The organism is Myroides odoratimimus, from assembly GCF_030326305.1.
GTDB classification, from domain to species: Bacteria; Bacteroidota; Bacteroidia; order Flavobacteriales; family Flavobacteriaceae; genus Flavobacterium; species Flavobacterium odoratimimum_A.
In genome coordinates this window covers 1-15261 of record NZ_JACAKB010000016.1, presented here as the reverse complement: position 1 = coordinate 15261, position 15261 = coordinate 1, and the positions used below count along the sequence as shown (strand labels likewise).

The window sequence follows — 15261 nt, the reverse complement described above, 5'->3', positions numbered from 1 at the left end:
TGTTTTTGGCAGTTTTAAAGTCTATTTGGCTTTATCTTGCCTAGTTTAAGATCTTGTAAGAATTAATTTTTTCGATAAAATGCATTCTATAATTCTTTATAATTCAATCCTTCTTTTATTTTACTCTTGCAAAAATCAGTAGCTAATAAGGTTATAACATCTAAGATTTTAAGCAAGGTAGTTTCAGTATTCAAATCGGAATCAGTTGTTTCTATAGCTTGTTTATCAGTAATAGATTGGATTAGTCGATCTTCTACCTCGTATATAAATTCCCTAATATCAATATTGTGATAGAGTATAGAAAGAGTTAGATTTAGGTTTTCACTTTCTGCTGCACTTAGATATATAGGTTTCCAAATACGTAGTTCCTCTATGGAAAATGGACAGTTAATGTAGTTTAGAATATCAGGATTAAGCCAACTGGCTGGATAATAATCAGTTTGTAGTAGTACCCATCCTGTATGTAGTAACCACTTTAAGGTAAATCGAAAATTAGTAATGTTTTGTATAAGGAAAGTATCTTCTTTTTTTGAGTTAGAATACATCACTTTAATAGCTTCTTGAATTTCATAATATCCCATTGTATTGAAGATAAGAATGATATTCTCAAAAGGATTACTGGCTTGGTAACCTTCACATGGACTGCCTAAATAGTGTTGCCATAGATGATTATTGGGAGGTAAATAACTGTAATCAGCCCAACTTATTGCTAAGTAGCTAGCTTCAAATAATTTTAATATAGCATCATATACTTTATAAGGAGGAGGTCCCATAACATCGGTAATGTCCTGATTTCTCTCCAAAGCTTCTTTCCAATGATCTAGCATTTTTATCCAAAGTGATAAGTCCATTGGTTTAAAAAAACGTTTAAATGTTTTTTGAAAGTTCTGCACTTCTTTGATGCTAAGTAAAGTATAAGAATCTTCTAAATGAGCAAGATGATGATTAATTTTTAAATCCTCTCTAGAGCGATATTCAAGTACACAACGATAAGGATTTTTAACCCACGGAATATCGATCCAATCATCCCAATATTTGAGTTGTTTTTTCTGGTGAATAAAAAAATGACATCCCATAATCATCATTTTAATATCTACTACAAAAGGGATTTGTCGCTCACAAATTTGCTTTCGCTTTTTTTTGCTAGTGACTGATTCATTAAAGCGTGATAGTTCTTTTAATAATTCTCGAAAAGATTCTAAAGTATATGAACTCAAGGCTTCTAATATACCTCCATTGAGTAAGTATTCAGGAATTTCTAATTTGTCGTCAGGTGGGCACCAGTAAATATCTTTCATAATGTTTATTTTTTAGTTCAACTTATATTTTTTAGTTTTCTTAGTTTAAAAAAGTGATAATCCATCTCTCTTTGTAGACAATTCGAGAGTAGTTCCTTTAGTAAAGTTTTATTGTAATTGTGTTCAAAGTTGTTCACTTTCTAAAGAATAAAAAATTCTCTAAAAGGATATTATATCCTTTGTATTTGTATTCTATTTTAGATAATTTAGAATTCTATTTATTTTTAATAACTTTACAATTCAATCTTTTTAAATCATTGGCTTTATCTTTGAGCCTTCTTAACTCAGCTATTAATTATGGAACATAAAATACATCAAGGAAGAAATGTAAAGCGTTTTAGAGAAATGCTTGGAATCAAACAAGAGGTTCTTGCTTTTGATTTAGGAGAGGATTGGAATCAAAAGAAGATATCTCTACTTGAACAGAAAGAAGTTATTGATAATGCTTTATTACAACAGATTTCTAAGGTGCTTAAAATACCTGTAGAAGCAATTGAGAATTTTGATGAAGAGCAGGCTGTTTATAATATTGCTTGTAATTTTTCTGATAATGCTATCAATAATAATGGCTTAAATATTCAAAATAACAATTCCATTGATAAGATAGTTCAACTTCACGAAGAAAAGATTGCCTTATATGAGCGTATGCTAAAGGAGAAAGACGAAATGATGATGCGTTTAGAGAAGCTGATTCAAACTAAGTAGATAGAACAATAATAAAAATATTAAAGCTTAACCTTCTAGCTAGGCTTTTTTTGAGTCTATATAAAATAGAAAAAGCTAGAGTACCTATAATTTTGTACTCTAGCTTTTTTGTTTCTTGTATTCTGGTAATTAATACTCCTTTCTCTTTACCAATTTTGCGACCTTCGGGAGAAAAACGAGTGGTCTTTTATACTGGAAAATTTTCAATTTGTAAGGACAAAGACACATCTCGATGATTCTAACGTCATTTCGTTGTGGGTAATAACTCCTTAGAATCTCTAAGATAACCTCGTTTATGAATTAACCAACAAGCATCAAGTAGTTTATTTATATTTATAAAAGTTGTACTCACGCTTTTTGGCGGTAGATTATCTGAAAAACTACCTATTGCATACTGTATAATCTGATATAGATCGCTCTCTAATTTCTTATAAGATTGCTTTTCAAATACATTTTTAAATGTCAGATAAGGGTCTAAGTATTCATTGTATAGTAAATTGCCTATAAAAAGATGGAAACTAGTCTTATCTAAAGGTGTTAGAGGTAATTGTACATGATACTTTTTGGGCTTACAATACATTTTATAACTCACCCGAATAATCGAACGAAGAAAACTATATACTTCTAAAGATTTTGCAGGAGTTCTACTCATACATATAGTTAAGCTATTTACATAACACATTAACTCATTAAAGTCTGTTCTTAACTCAGATGGATTAGTATAGGAAAAAAGAGCCTTAAGTAGGTTATATGGAACTTTAAGGTCTTGTACATACCATAGATGTGTTTCTAAAGAGATCGTTGTTTTTTTCATAAGTATAACTTTAAAAGAATTAAACATTCACTTATACTATTAGAGCTCAATTAAAAGCGAACTATCTTTTACCTCTTCTTTTGTAAGTGAGTATATCATATCACAAAATGAGTCCAATTCCTTAATATCCTCTAATGTACAATCAGCTATAAAATCATTTGGTTTAGGGTAATATTTTACAAAACAGTCCTTATTAAATAGAATTTTTTTTACTGCGGGTAAATCATTTATGTTTTTATAAACAGAGGGATAACACCATTGAATTAAATCATATAGATAGTTTACATCAATAATACTCGGAATAAATTCAAGTTTTTTATAAATAAGTAATACAAGTGATTGTTGTATAACAAAATGATAAAGCATCACTTGCGCTTCACAGAATATTGCATTACTATTCTCTTTAATATTCAAATAAGCTTGATTAAGTGATTCTAAGCATTCTTGAATATATTTATTTTTATTATCAGTTATAATATCTTCGTCCTTATCATGGCTTATATAAATTGAATTGCCATAAAATAAGTTTTGGTTGGTAAAATATTTTTTATAAAACTCAAAGAACATAGGAATATTTCTTGTCCAATCACTTGCTTTTTGAAGTATAGCCGTAACTTTAACTTGCCCACTAGTTTGCTTAGTAATTGCCTTACAAAACTGCCTAATGTCCTGATAAGTTCTTTTTTGAGTTAATACCACTATAAATAAGTGGATTCCTCTTTCATAGTTTAATTCAGTTAGCGGAATATTAAAGTGTCTCTTTGAAAGAAGAAATACAGACTTAGGTCTATAAAAAGTTTTAAGAGTTGCTTTTACCTGATTCTCTAACGTTTCTTCCCATGATTCTACACTAGCTTTAGCCTCTTCTCTTATATTGTGAATTTTTAATTGTTTAGTTCTCTTTTTATACTCTTCTGTATATTGATATAGAAGAGTGGTTGAAAATAAACTTATAAATACTCGCATAATATCAATTAATAGAGTGATTTCATATTTATTGTTTTCTTCTTGTTTGTCGAAATTAAAAATATATAAAAGATGCTGTATGGGAGGGTTAGATTTCTGAAACCTATATTCCCTTACAGTATCTATCTGAGGCCAATTGTACTTAGATACTGATTTAGAATGTTTTAATATAAAATTCAATACTTCCTCTTCAGAAGGTATTTGCATTAAAAAAGGAGGAAAAAATATAGTTGTAAAATCTATGAGGACTTCTTTTAATAATTGTTTAAGCGCATTGACTATTGTAACATAGTTACTATCTCTATCTTCTATTCTAACAATATACTCATCAAGTTTATTAAGATGATTTTTACTTCTGTTTTCAAGCCATTTCCTTGTTTTTTTTAGATAGGCTTTTCCAGTTTTTTTCATAAAATGCAGTCCTAAATATCCACCATAATCCTCTTCAGCTTGGAAAACCAATTGATCGAGTTGACAATTTAGATGACTATACATTTTTTGAGAATTCAGTTGGTACTCAATGAGAGCATCTATCTCAAAAAGATTGATAATAACATTATATAAATCAATACTTTGAGTTACCCAATCTTGATTTGTTAATTCTTTAAATACATCACCTCTCCCTGCAATTGTTATTGTTGGTAATGTAAGTAAGTTTGATTCGGAGTAGAAAATAAAGTAAAAAGTATAATTTTCATCAATAGTTATTTTCTGTAAATTTTCTATTAAGGCACTAGGAATGCTTAAACTTGAAATGTGATTTTTAATACTAGTCATAATGTGATTTTTTTAAGTTATTCACTTGCAAGTTGTTCGGATTTTATTGGATAATATATTCTTACAAAGGATTAATTATTCCTCATTATTTTTAATGACTCTATTTGGCTAATTATGTCTTACAATATTCTCAGTCACATTGATTTACTTTGCTTAAAGAGATATTAAAAGAGTAGTATATCACTACTCTTTTCTTTTACGGAAATCTATGGTTTTGAAAAAAGCAAGCGGGACTTGGGCAGAGCCCTAGTCGCTTGCCTTTTTACTGACGTTGCAAAGGGTTAGAGTATACTTACGGTATACTCTAGGGCTTTCAGCCTTGTTAGAGATGTGATTTAGGTATACTTAAGGGTATACTCTTTTTAAGATTAATGAACTAAAAAAGAATTGGTATGAAACAAATAGATACAAGTAGTATTCGTTTTTCAAAATCAGTTAATGAAAAGCTTGAAAAGCTCGCTTTAGGATTTAAGCGAAGCAAGAAGGAGTTATTTACTCAGATGGTTGATTACTTCTATAGAAGTAAAAAAGATCCATCAGATTTTGGAGATGAAGTTTTAAAAAGAGAATTATCCTCAGGAATCAGTCGGATAATCTCTTTTATAAAACAACAAGAGAAAGATTTTCTATTGCCAAGTTATACTGATGTAGGATTTTTAAAGGTTGCTATGGCTCAAAGTAATGATAAGCTTAGTAATATTGATACTCATTTAGCTAGAGAAAGCGAGGTAAGTATTGCCCTATTAAAGTACACAAAAAGTATAATAGGTGGAATAAGAGTACTAGTAAATCATCAAAAGCAAAAAGATGAGCTCAAAGAGCAGTTTAGAGAGCTTTTAGAGTATTACATCCATTCACGTGAAGAAATGGGTTGGACAACAGCTAATGCAAAGAAAGAACAGCTAATAGAACATGTAAGACAATCTTTAAATAATATGTAGCTATGTTTATAAATACTACTAATTCAGAAACAGGAAATAACAAAGGGAGCTCTGCAAGACTTGTTGAATACTTAGAGAAAGAAAACAAACTAAAGGCTAATGAAGCAGAGAAAGAGCTTTGGTTTACAAATGATAGATGCGATGTGCTACATCAAGAAGTAAGAGTTAAAATTGATAACAACGTAGCTAAGCTTAGTAAAACAGATGATAAGTTCTTTTTAGTAAATATTAGTCCAAGTGAAAAAGAAATTCTCTTTTTAAAACAGAAGTATACAGAGGAATTATTACAGCAGAAACTAAAAGAATATGCTACTGCTGTTATGGATGCTTATGCACTTAACTTTAAAAAAGATAGTATTACAAGTAGTAAAGATCTTCTTTGGTTTGGAAAGCTTGAGTACTTTAGGTATTACTCTAATACGGATGAAAAAGTAAAAGATGGAGAAGTAAACACTGGTGATATTAAAGAAGGTGAACAAATGCACTTACAGATTATAGTTAGTCGTAAGGATATAACCAACAAGATAAAGCTTAGCCCAAAGAATAATTCAAGAGGTAAAAACGTAGCACACTCTGCTAAGTTTGGACAGTTTGACAATCTTGCTTTTAAAGAAAATAGCGAAAAGCTTTTTGATGTTATGTTTGATTATCAAAGGGGGCTTAAAGAGAAGCTTGTGTATTCTGTAACTATGGATAAGGGAAGTGTTGAAGAAAAAAAGACACTTATGTTTTTAGAAAATATTGAAGACAAACTAAGCGACACTAATAAAGAAGAATACTTTACAATTATAGAAAATATTTCATTGGGCTTTTCATTAGATTTAGACAACATTATTGAAATATTTGACTCAAAAGGTACTGGATTACTTAAAAGTTTATTAACTACAGAAAATAACGAGTACAATGAGAATATACAATCTTATAAAAAGAAGAAATTGAGAAGAGATACAGGTTTAAAGATTAATTAACTATTTGTAAATAATGAAGAAGTTTAAGTTTTTTTACAAAATCTATTCAACTACATATTGTTTGCATCATTGTTGCAAAAGAAACAATTGAGAATATCTCATCGGAGGATAGACCTTTTCTTTTATAATGGGCTATATTATTTCTTAAAATCCTTATGCTATTAAGTTTATCTATAAAAACCTGTTTGTCAATTAGTTGTAGTTTTGTAATTTTTTTCCAATTTTGTTCTTTGTTCAAAAGATTGATATATTCTCCAAAAGTCAAACAATCTACTTCTTTCTTAATTTGAATTTCATTTGATTGTATTAAAGTTCTAATACAATCTTCAATAATTCCTAAATGCAAAAAAGGAATAATGAAATTTTTAAAATTAATAGTCATATCATAAGTTGTAATTATACCTTTAAGTCTTTCCTCTTGGTCTTTAACTAATACATAATCTTTTTTGGCTACTAATTTCATATATTTTAAAAAATCATCATTTTCATTAATTATTGCAGAATTTTCAATATATTCAATTATACTTGGAGATGTTACTCCTAAAGATTCCATTTTTCCAATAGATTTCCAACTAACAGAGCCTATGATTTTATTATTTTCATTTAAAACGGGGATTTGTGAAAAATCATTTAATAGCATTAAAGATTTTGCTTTTAAAATAGATTCGGATTCATAACAAAAAATTACTTGCATCGAAGAATCAAAAAATTCGGATACTTTGAATTTATCTTTCATTTACAAAGGCTTTTAATAAAATTTACAACTAATCTTTCAAGACTTTTAGTCAGCGGTACAAATTAAAGAGAAAATCTTAATTTAGCAATAAGTGAAGTTTAAATCAATTATAAAATACAATTGTTTTTTGGTGAATATGTGGCATTTTTTTTTATTGCTTACTACTTCGTTATATCTACAAGATTATGCCATGATTTTTCTTTACTTATTTAAGCCATAATACATATTTTTTATATAACTCCTTGTCAAAGCACGTATTTCTATGAGAAAAGAAAAGTTATGTTTATGAATAGTATTTGAATTAAAAAAGATACTGTTTAATAAGTAACAGCAAGTTATGTTTTGAGGCACTCGAAATTGATATTCTCGTTTTCAAAACTACTTGCTCTTGCAGAGGACTAGAAAACTGCTCCGAAGTCGCTATGTTTGTCAAATGTTGATGATAAAAGACGTAAGTAATTATATGGTTTTATAAATTTGAAATAAAATATTAACTACCAAATAAACAACAACTTATGGAAGACCAAATAGCTAAAATTATTGAAAGTAAACAAAAACTTTTTGTTGGAATAGATGTACACCTAAAAAGTTGGACAGTGACAATCTTGACAGAAAATATCATTCATAAGACCTTTACCCAGCCTGCTGTAGCTTCCGTTTTAGCAGACTATCTAATTAAAAATTTTCCTGATTGTGAATATCATTCTGCATATGAAGCGGGGTTCAGTGGATTTAGATCCCATTACGAATTGCTTGATTTAGGAATAAACAATATCGTGATTAATGCAGCGGACATTCCCACTACACAAAAAGAGATGTTCCAAAAGAATGACCCTGTGGACAGTCGAAAAATTGCAAGGGCCCTAAGAGCTGGACAGCTTCAACCTATCCACGTTCTGAAAATACAAACTTTAGAAGATCGTTCTCTTGTCAGAACACGTGACATGTTGGTGAAAGACTTGGTTAGACTGAAGTGCAGGGTTAAGGCTTTTCTCCACTTTTATGGGATAGACATACCAATACAGTTCAAGAGTCCTTATACACACTGGACTAAACGCTTTATAAAATGGTTAAGGGATGATGTCCAGTTAAGTTCTCCTTATGGGAAAGATGCGTTGGGATTCCTAATATCAGAAGTGGAAAGCATGCGTAAATTATTACTCGAAGTAAATAGGAAAATTAGGGATTTGTCTGAAGAAGAAAGGTACAAAAAAGAGTTTGACCTATTGATAAGTGTTCCTGGAATTGGGAGGATAAGTGCCATTACTCTTTTGACCCAAATCGAAAATATAGACCGTTTTAAAAATACAGATTCTCTTGCATCTTATATTGGATTAATACCCAACTCTTATTCAAGTGGTGAGAAAGAGCGAATGGGAGAAATCACCTTCAGAGGGCAAAAGATATTGAAAAGAATACTGGTGGAGTGTGCTTGGATGACTATCAGGTTTGACCCTGCATTATCTATTTCTTTTAATGAATATTGCAGACGAATGCAACCTAATAAAGCCATTATACGCATTGCGCGTAAATTATTAAATAGAATTTATTATGTTTTGAAAAATGAAAAATTATATACTTGTGGTATTAAAAATTAAGAGCTATAAGAACAACAAAAATTTGAGGTGACCGCTTAGTGATCGACTGCAATAAAATTACTATCCGAAGTTTGCGGCCCTCATTCTATAAAAATTGAAAAAGCGAAATGTAGCATATCATGTCTACTGATAGAAGGTTGTTTTTATAGTAACTATTTTAAGGGAAAAAGGTTTTTTTAGCCATTGAGCGATACCTGTAATAGATAAAAAAAAGAGGATGATTAATCATCCCCTAAAAAAACATTACAGTGTAACGCAGGGAGCTTATTGCTGACAAGTTGCTCCTCAGCAGAGCCTGTTTCTTCTTCAACTCCTTAATACAAAGGAAGTTATTTCGTGATTAAAATAAAAATAATACTTGGATTATTTGGAAGACAACATAGAAGTCGATAGTTTTCTTTGAAATAGTAGATAGACTCAAAATATTGAGGGGTTTACGGATTTCCGTATCTCATATTGAGAATTATTAAATAAGTTTGAAAAGAAATAATGTTGTTGAATTATTTTGATCTCTATACTAAGTTAGTTTAGTAAATATCTATTTTATAAAAACTAATTGTATTAGTAGAAAATTTATCGAAATACGAATATCAGTATTATTTTATGAAATAATAACGTTATGTTTAATTTTAAAATCAAACATCCCAATAAATATGGCTTACGAATCTCCTCTATTTCATTCTTCATTAGAATTATTTGCACATTCTATCGAACATTTCAATTGGGGTAGCGAAAAAGATAGAAAATTCACAATTCTTCACTTAGCTAATTCTGTAGAATTAATATTTAAAGATCTATTATTAGATTTAGGAGAATCAATTTATAAAAATCCAAAAGAAACAATTTCAATTAGTGGGGCGATTGATACTCTTACTAAAGATAAAAAAATTGTAATTCCTAATCTGAATAAATTAGAATTATTAATTGATGAAAGAAATTCTTTGCAACATCGATATGGTTTTCCAAATGAATTGACAACAATTTTTTATATGGAAGCTACTTATGACTTTTTCAGAGACTTCTTAAAAGAAAACTACGATTTAGAAATAGATAAAATTTTACAAGACTTTCTATCAGAAGATGATTTCACAAACTTTCAATTAAGGGAAGTTAAAACTATTCACGAACTTGATAAACTTTCGAAACTTAGTAAAGTTCATCCAATAGGCGCTTTACTTTCTGCGTATACTTATTTAGAAAGAAAAATTCAATGCATTAGTGACATTATGACTGAAGCATTAGATAAATTACCGAAATCTAAAAACAGTGCAAATGCAAGAGAAATTAGATTTACTTTAATGAGAGTAAATAATCTAGATTATATACCAAGATTATTTGAAGTATATGGAATTGAATCTGAAATTAATGAGAGGAGAAAGTTTATAGAATTTCGTGAACTTCGTAATCAAACAACTCATGGAAAACTAGAACCTGATTCAAAAACTGTAAATGAAACTGTAAAATTTATAAAAAATATTGAACCTAAAATAGATGAGTTAATTAAGTCTATTAAGAATGAGCCTCTTAAATACATAGAAGAACGCGTTTTTAAAAGATATGAAATAGTAGAGTAAGAACCACAACTAACATAAGTTTGGCGCAATGACGGATTAAGGCAAAAAAAATGAAGTTTCAGCTTTCTGTTTAATAAAAAAATTACATTAGCTTTTTTCCTAAGTAGTGCTGAAGTAAAAATTTTGCTTTCAATTCACATGATATTAAATGAGAATCCTATCACTAAAACATTACATTCTAATTGGAGATTGAGGATCCAAAAAGAATTTCCAAATAATGATTTTACTTCATCCATAGATTATTTATGTTTGATTAACTATTTAGATAAAGCACCTCAGAAATTTTACTCAAAACAAGCTTTTGAGGAGTATTTAGATTTCCTAGAAACTGCAAAAAAAGTAAATCCAAAACTATTGGCTAATATTCTAATTAAAGCAGAATCTCTTTTAAGTCTTTCAAATAAAACTTTAACAACGATAAATGACAAATCTATACATGATATTTTATTACCAACAGATAATAATGATCTAATAGATTTTATTGAAAGGGAAATACATTATAATCTATTAAATATATATGAAACTCCTTTTTATCAATTCACTAGAATAATAACAGAATATAAATGGATTGAATCAAAAAAAAACACAGATGGATTGGATCTCTTTAATTCTATTGAATACTTAAAGAAAAGTAACTTTAACTTTATAAATAATTTTTACCTTCATAATGTAAGAAATGGCATTGCACATGGGAAAATTGTATTTTCAGATAGAGATATAACATATATTGATAAAAAGGGAGGTAAAGCTAAGGTTGGAATAAAAAAAATTATTGATATTTTTGATGGTATCCTAGATATAACTAATGGATTTTGTTTAGCATTTAAAGTTTTTGCGTTTACAAATTCTACTTTCTTTGAGAAATATCAAATACCTATTCCTCAATCTATTTTACTAGAAGAACTACAAGCAAAAGTAAATGTTCCAGCATGGACGATTAAAAATTGCTTGGAAAGTAGCACAATAGATAATAAAAAGCAATTAATTGTTTATATCAATAATAAGAATTGGGATTACAATAAAGTACTTTATTATTCATTCACTACGGCATTATGGGCAGAGTCTTTGATAAAGTCATATGATCGAATTTTTCTTTCCTTTCATTCAAAATATAGTAAAACATATCCCATAGGTTGGGCATCATATGATGCTAATAAATTAAAATATCTTCGAAATAAAAATGAAACAAATTTTGAAGCTTACAAAGGAGTATTAGAAAATGATTTACTTGCTTTTGATCCTAAATTTAAACTTCCAAAATTCATCTATAAATTAGAGACTTTTAATGATACTATAAGAAGTTCTGTTCCTATAATCTTGAACAATTATTTAGAAACATATTTTCCTGATCCTTTTTATATTCGTGAAACACAAATTCATTCAAAAAAGTTTTTTACTATAATTCAGGACACTAGTTTAGTTGTTAAAACTGATTGTCAAATTAGTATTGAGAATTTAATTCGGAAGGATAGTAAAAGAATAATTAAAAAAGCAATACGATATTCACGTAAACAATGCAGTTGGTTTTCTAAAGAGAAATATTTACCTGTAAAATATATTCGTGTATTCATCTATAGTACTGATAAAAGACTACGTAATCTCCGTAATTCTGGATTGCCACCTTCTTTAGTTGCTACTATTGAAATTAATAAAACAAAACACATAAAAACAATTGATATACTTGGAGGGACACCAGAACAAAATGGTAGGTATAGAATTGTTTGGAATAAGAGTTTCTTAGAAAACAAATGAGATTTTTATTTTAGATTTTCAGGTAATGTATATTTTAGAATAAAGACAGTTACCTTGTTTAAAAGCTATGTACGCAATCTATTTGCGTACATAGCTTTTTTTGTTTAAAAAAAAATATTCAAAGTCTTATATATAAGTGTTTTATATAAATATTAAAAAATAAAATATAGTGCGTAATTAGGTTGCGTAGGTCAATAAGAACTTTGTGATAGTAAAAAATTAAAACAAATCTTACGTCATGATTGGTTACAGAATACATTACTACTTAGCAACTATTTAAGTAGTATTAAATCATATCTCAAATAGGTTTAACACCTAACATTATAACAAGAATGAGAGCTAATAACACTCGTTTAATTAATCATTAAAAAATATTAAAAATGAAAAAATATACTATTTCAAAAATTGAGGGTACATATCAATATAAACAAGATAAGACAAATAACTATAACAATACAAATGTTACTAATAAGAAAGATGCAATTAAAATTGCTAAAAATGATATTATTAATAAAGGAGGTGGATCTCTAAAAATCAAAAAACTTGATGGTAAGTTTCAAGAAGAAAGAACTTATCCAAAATCAATAGATCCGATAAAATCAAAAGGCTAACATATGACGAAGAATTATTTTATATACTACAATGGTCCAAAAATAATAATAACAATACTCTTATTAGGGATATTGATTAATCAGATAGTACTATATATAACAGAATTATTAGAGTCCTTCTTTAATGTTGATTACTTAAAGTTTCCTTCTACAGCTGTAATACTTGGAATTATAATTACACTAATAGATAAATGCTTATGGAATAAATTTCCTTTTAAATATTTATATGAAGTTAAAGATATTAGTGGTAGATATGAGGGTAATATCTCTTTCAAACATTATTTAACTGGCGAAGTAGAGCAAAGGGATTGTGCTATAGAAATAAGGCAAACAGGATCAAGCTTGAGAATTAGAACTTTCTTTAAAGACTGTACACAAGGTACTAGTTATTCAATTACTAAAGACCTTAAACTAACCATTGAGGATAATCATTATACAATTTTTATGATCTATCATAATTTAGGCAATTCAGTGTTAAATATTCCTGAGCATCATGGAACTAATATTTTGGATTATTCTCTTGATAATAAAACTTTAACAGGTAGATATTATACAGATAAAGAACCTCAAACTAAAGGTATAATGACATTAAACTTTACTGATAAAAAATTTAAAAACAGATATTAATATGGCAACTTTAAATAAAGAATACATATCTTTTGATAGTAAAATTAAACTTACTAAAACAAGAAAAGACTCATTAGCAACAAGTAGAGCTAATATTCGTGAGCAAATAAAAAAATGGTTTAAAGAAAACAAACCAGATGAGATTCAACCAAAATTTCATCCACAAGGTTCTTCTGAAATGAGAACTACAATAAACCCGTTAATAGAATATGATGAATTAGAGAATTCCATCATCAAGTATGATACTGATGATGGGGTATACTTTATTAAAACTAAATCTGAGCATAATAAACGAACTATTAATACTTTGCATGATTGGGTGTATCAGGCAGTAGATGGTTACACTAATCAAACTCCTATTAAAAAAGCAACTTGTATTAGAGTTGTTTTTAATGATGGTCATCATATTGATCTACCAATTTATTATAAAGAAGATGATTTAATAGAATTAGCTCATAAAAGTAATCGATGGATAGAAAGTGATCCTAAGGCCTTTTATGAATGGTTTAATGAAGAAAAGAAAGTAAAATATAGATTGGAAGCTGTGGTAAGATGTTTAAAAGCTTGGAAAAATTATAGAGAACAAAACAACTCTAACCTTAAACTTCCAAGTGGCTTTGAATTAACAATACTTGCTACTGAGAATTATTATGATGCGGATAACTTGGACGAATCATTTAGAAAAACTGTAGAGGCAATCTATAATACATTATCAAAACTTAATGGCTTCAAGTGTATACGTCCAACTACTCCTAAAGGAGAAGATGTCTTTGCGAATTATTCAGAAACACGTAAAAATAATTTCTTGAATGTTTTAAAGAGTTTAAAAGAAGATTGTCTTAAAGCATTTGAGGAACCAAATTACAAAAAAGCTTCTGAGATTCTTAGAAATAATCAGTTTGGGAATAGATTTCCATTAGGTGTAGATAAAACAGAAGATACTAAAAACAGAGTACTATCTATTGCATTGACAACCTCTTTAATTAAACCAAAACCATATGGATATTAATGATCAAATTAAACAAGTTCTTCAGAAACATAAAGGATTTAAGTTAGTAAAGGATAGTTGTATTCTATATGGGAGTTTATTAATTAGTGAAGAAGATAGCTATGAAGTTGAAATAAATTTTAAAAATTTTCCTGCTTGTTTTCCTATAGTACATGAACTTGATGATAGAATTCCTAAAAAGGTGGAAAGACATATTTATTCAGATACAGGCTCTTGTTGCTTTACAACAAGAGCTAAAGCTGATATTTTTTTAGAAACACAAATATTTACTCTTTTAGATTTTATAGATAAGATTGTGATTCCCTATTTTGAAAATAATTCATATTATGAAATCAATGGTAGATACCATGGAGATGAGTATTCTCATAACAAACAAGGTGTAATAGAAGGATATTATGACATATTAGGGATAACTGATATATTACCTATCTATAGGTTAATTTTAAATAGATTGAAAGGCCAAAAAATAAAGTTAAAAGATGGATGTTATTGTGGGTCAAAAGAAGCTCTAAAGAAATGTAATAATGGTCTGCATGAAAGAAAATATAGAAATTTTAGAAAAATTAAAAAAGATACGTTATTAATTGATTGTGTCACCATTAACCAAATATAAAATTACTAAAAATTTTATATTTTAAGTAACTTCACTAAAGTATCATTTTTACTATACCCTTTATTTTAATTATTATAAATATGACAGGATACGACCGCCTATTCGAGGAATGCGAAAAAAGCATTGATTTTTATACTAAACATTTGATTCGTCTAAGAAAAAATATTGAATTACAAGAAAAAGCTATTACAATGCTGTTTTGACCCCTATAAACCTAGAGTATTTTTAAATTTTTAAAGTATAATGTTTTAGGCTACTTTTTCTCTGCTACA

The 15261-nt window shown here is 28.3% G+C and carries 14 protein-coding genes; 10 read left to right on the top strand and 4 right to left on the bottom strand.

Annotation, left to right across the window (positions count from 1 at the left end; translation table 11 throughout):
* Nucleotides 1-86 precede the first annotated feature (86 nt).
* Nucleotides 87-1298, bottom strand: coding sequence for a hypothetical protein (locus HX049_RS11835; protein WP_286416017.1), 1212 nt, complete (start codon nucleotides 1296-1298; stop codon nucleotides 87-89).
* Nucleotides 1299-1595: 297 nt separating this feature from the next.
* Here HX049_RS11835 and HX049_RS11830 point away from each other — a divergent pair, with 297 nt between their 5' ends.
* Nucleotides 1596-2003 (top strand): helix-turn-helix domain-containing protein, encoded by a 408-nt coding sequence (locus tag HX049_RS11830; protein WP_006263267.1) that lies wholly within the window; start codon nucleotides 1596-1598, stop codon nucleotides 2001-2003.
* 244 nt (nucleotides 2004-2247) lie between these two features.
* On the opposite strand, the gene HX049_RS11825 is transcribed toward HX049_RS11830, so the two are convergent.
* Together HX049_RS11825 and HX049_RS11820 are read right to left on the bottom strand one after the other, a co-directional pair.
* Nucleotides 2248-2817 (bottom strand): hypothetical protein, encoded by a 570-nt coding sequence (locus HX049_RS11825; RefSeq protein ID WP_286416014.1) that lies wholly within the window; start codon nucleotides 2815-2817, stop codon nucleotides 2248-2250.
* 39 nt (nucleotides 2818-2856) lie between these two features.
* Entirely contained in the window at nucleotides 2857-4560 is a 1704-nt protein-coding gene (locus tag HX049_RS11820; protein WP_286416013.1) for a hypothetical protein, read from the bottom strand.
* A gap of 392 nt (nucleotides 4561-4952) precedes the next feature.
* Here HX049_RS11820 and HX049_RS11815 point away from each other — a divergent pair, with 392 nt between their 5' ends.
* Together HX049_RS11815 and HX049_RS11810 are read left to right on the top strand one after the other, a co-directional pair.
* Complete coding sequence (locus HX049_RS11815) at nucleotides 4953-5501, top strand: BfmA/BtgA family mobilization protein (RefSeq protein ID WP_286416011.1); 549 nt, start codon at nucleotides 4953-4955, stop codon at nucleotides 5499-5501.
* A 2-nt stretch (nucleotides 5502-5503) separates the two neighbouring features.
* Complete coding sequence (locus HX049_RS11810; protein WP_286416009.1) at nucleotides 5504-6469, top strand: DUF5712 family protein; 966 nt, start codon at nucleotides 5504-5506, stop codon at nucleotides 6467-6469.
* A gap of 46 nt (nucleotides 6470-6515) precedes the next feature.
* Here the strand turns inward: HX049_RS11810 and HX049_RS11805 are convergent, their stop codons facing one another.
* Nucleotides 6516-7205: a CBS domain-containing protein gene (locus HX049_RS11805; protein WP_286416007.1), complete on the bottom strand. Its 690-nt coding sequence runs from the start codon at nucleotides 7203-7205 to the stop codon at nucleotides 6516-6518.
* Nucleotides 7206-7720: 515 nt separating this feature from the next.
* On the opposite strand from HX049_RS11805, the gene HX049_RS11800 reads away from it, so the two are divergent.
* The 7 genes from HX049_RS11800 to HX049_RS11770 all read left to right on the top strand — a co-directional run bounded on the left by HX049_RS11800 (nucleotide 7721) and on the right by HX049_RS11770 (nucleotide 14989).
* Complete coding sequence (locus HX049_RS11800; RefSeq protein WP_286416005.1) at nucleotides 7721-8803, top strand: IS110 family transposase; 1083 nt, start codon at nucleotides 7721-7723, stop codon at nucleotides 8801-8803.
* A gap of 653 nt (nucleotides 8804-9456) precedes the next feature.
* Complete coding sequence (locus HX049_RS11795; RefSeq protein ID WP_286416003.1) at nucleotides 9457-10377, top strand: hypothetical protein; 921 nt, start codon at nucleotides 9457-9459, stop codon at nucleotides 10375-10377.
* 138 nt (nucleotides 10378-10515) lie between these two features.
* Nucleotides 10516-12129, top strand: a complete 1614-nt coding sequence (locus tag HX049_RS11790; protein WP_286416002.1) for a hypothetical protein — start codon at nucleotides 10516-10518, stop codon at nucleotides 12127-12129.
* Between the two features lie 380 nt (nucleotides 12130-12509).
* Nucleotides 12510-12740 carry a DUF2188 domain-containing protein gene (locus HX049_RS11785; RefSeq protein WP_286416001.1) on the top strand — a complete coding sequence of 77 codons (231 nt, stop codon included), beginning with the start codon at nucleotides 12510-12512 and terminating at the stop codon, nucleotides 12738-12740.
* 3 nt (nucleotides 12741-12743) lie between these two features.
* Entirely contained in the window at nucleotides 12744-13367 is a 624-nt protein-coding gene (locus HX049_RS11780; protein ID WP_286415999.1) for a hypothetical protein, read from the top strand.
* Nucleotide 13368: 1 nt separating this feature from the next.
* The gene (locus HX049_RS11775) at nucleotides 13369-14376 is read left to right on the top strand and encodes a cyclic GMP-AMP synthase DncV-like nucleotidyltransferase (protein ID WP_286415998.1); all 1008 of its coding nucleotides are present in this window, start codon (nucleotides 13369-13371) and stop codon (nucleotides 14374-14376) included.
* Nucleotides 14366-14989, top strand: a complete 624-nt coding sequence (locus HX049_RS11770; protein ID WP_286415997.1) for a hypothetical protein — start codon at nucleotides 14366-14368, stop codon at nucleotides 14987-14989. Before HX049_RS11775 ends, HX049_RS11770 begins: the two co-directional genes overlap by 11 nt.
* The last annotated feature ends 272 nt before the right edge of the window (nucleotides 14990-15261 follow it).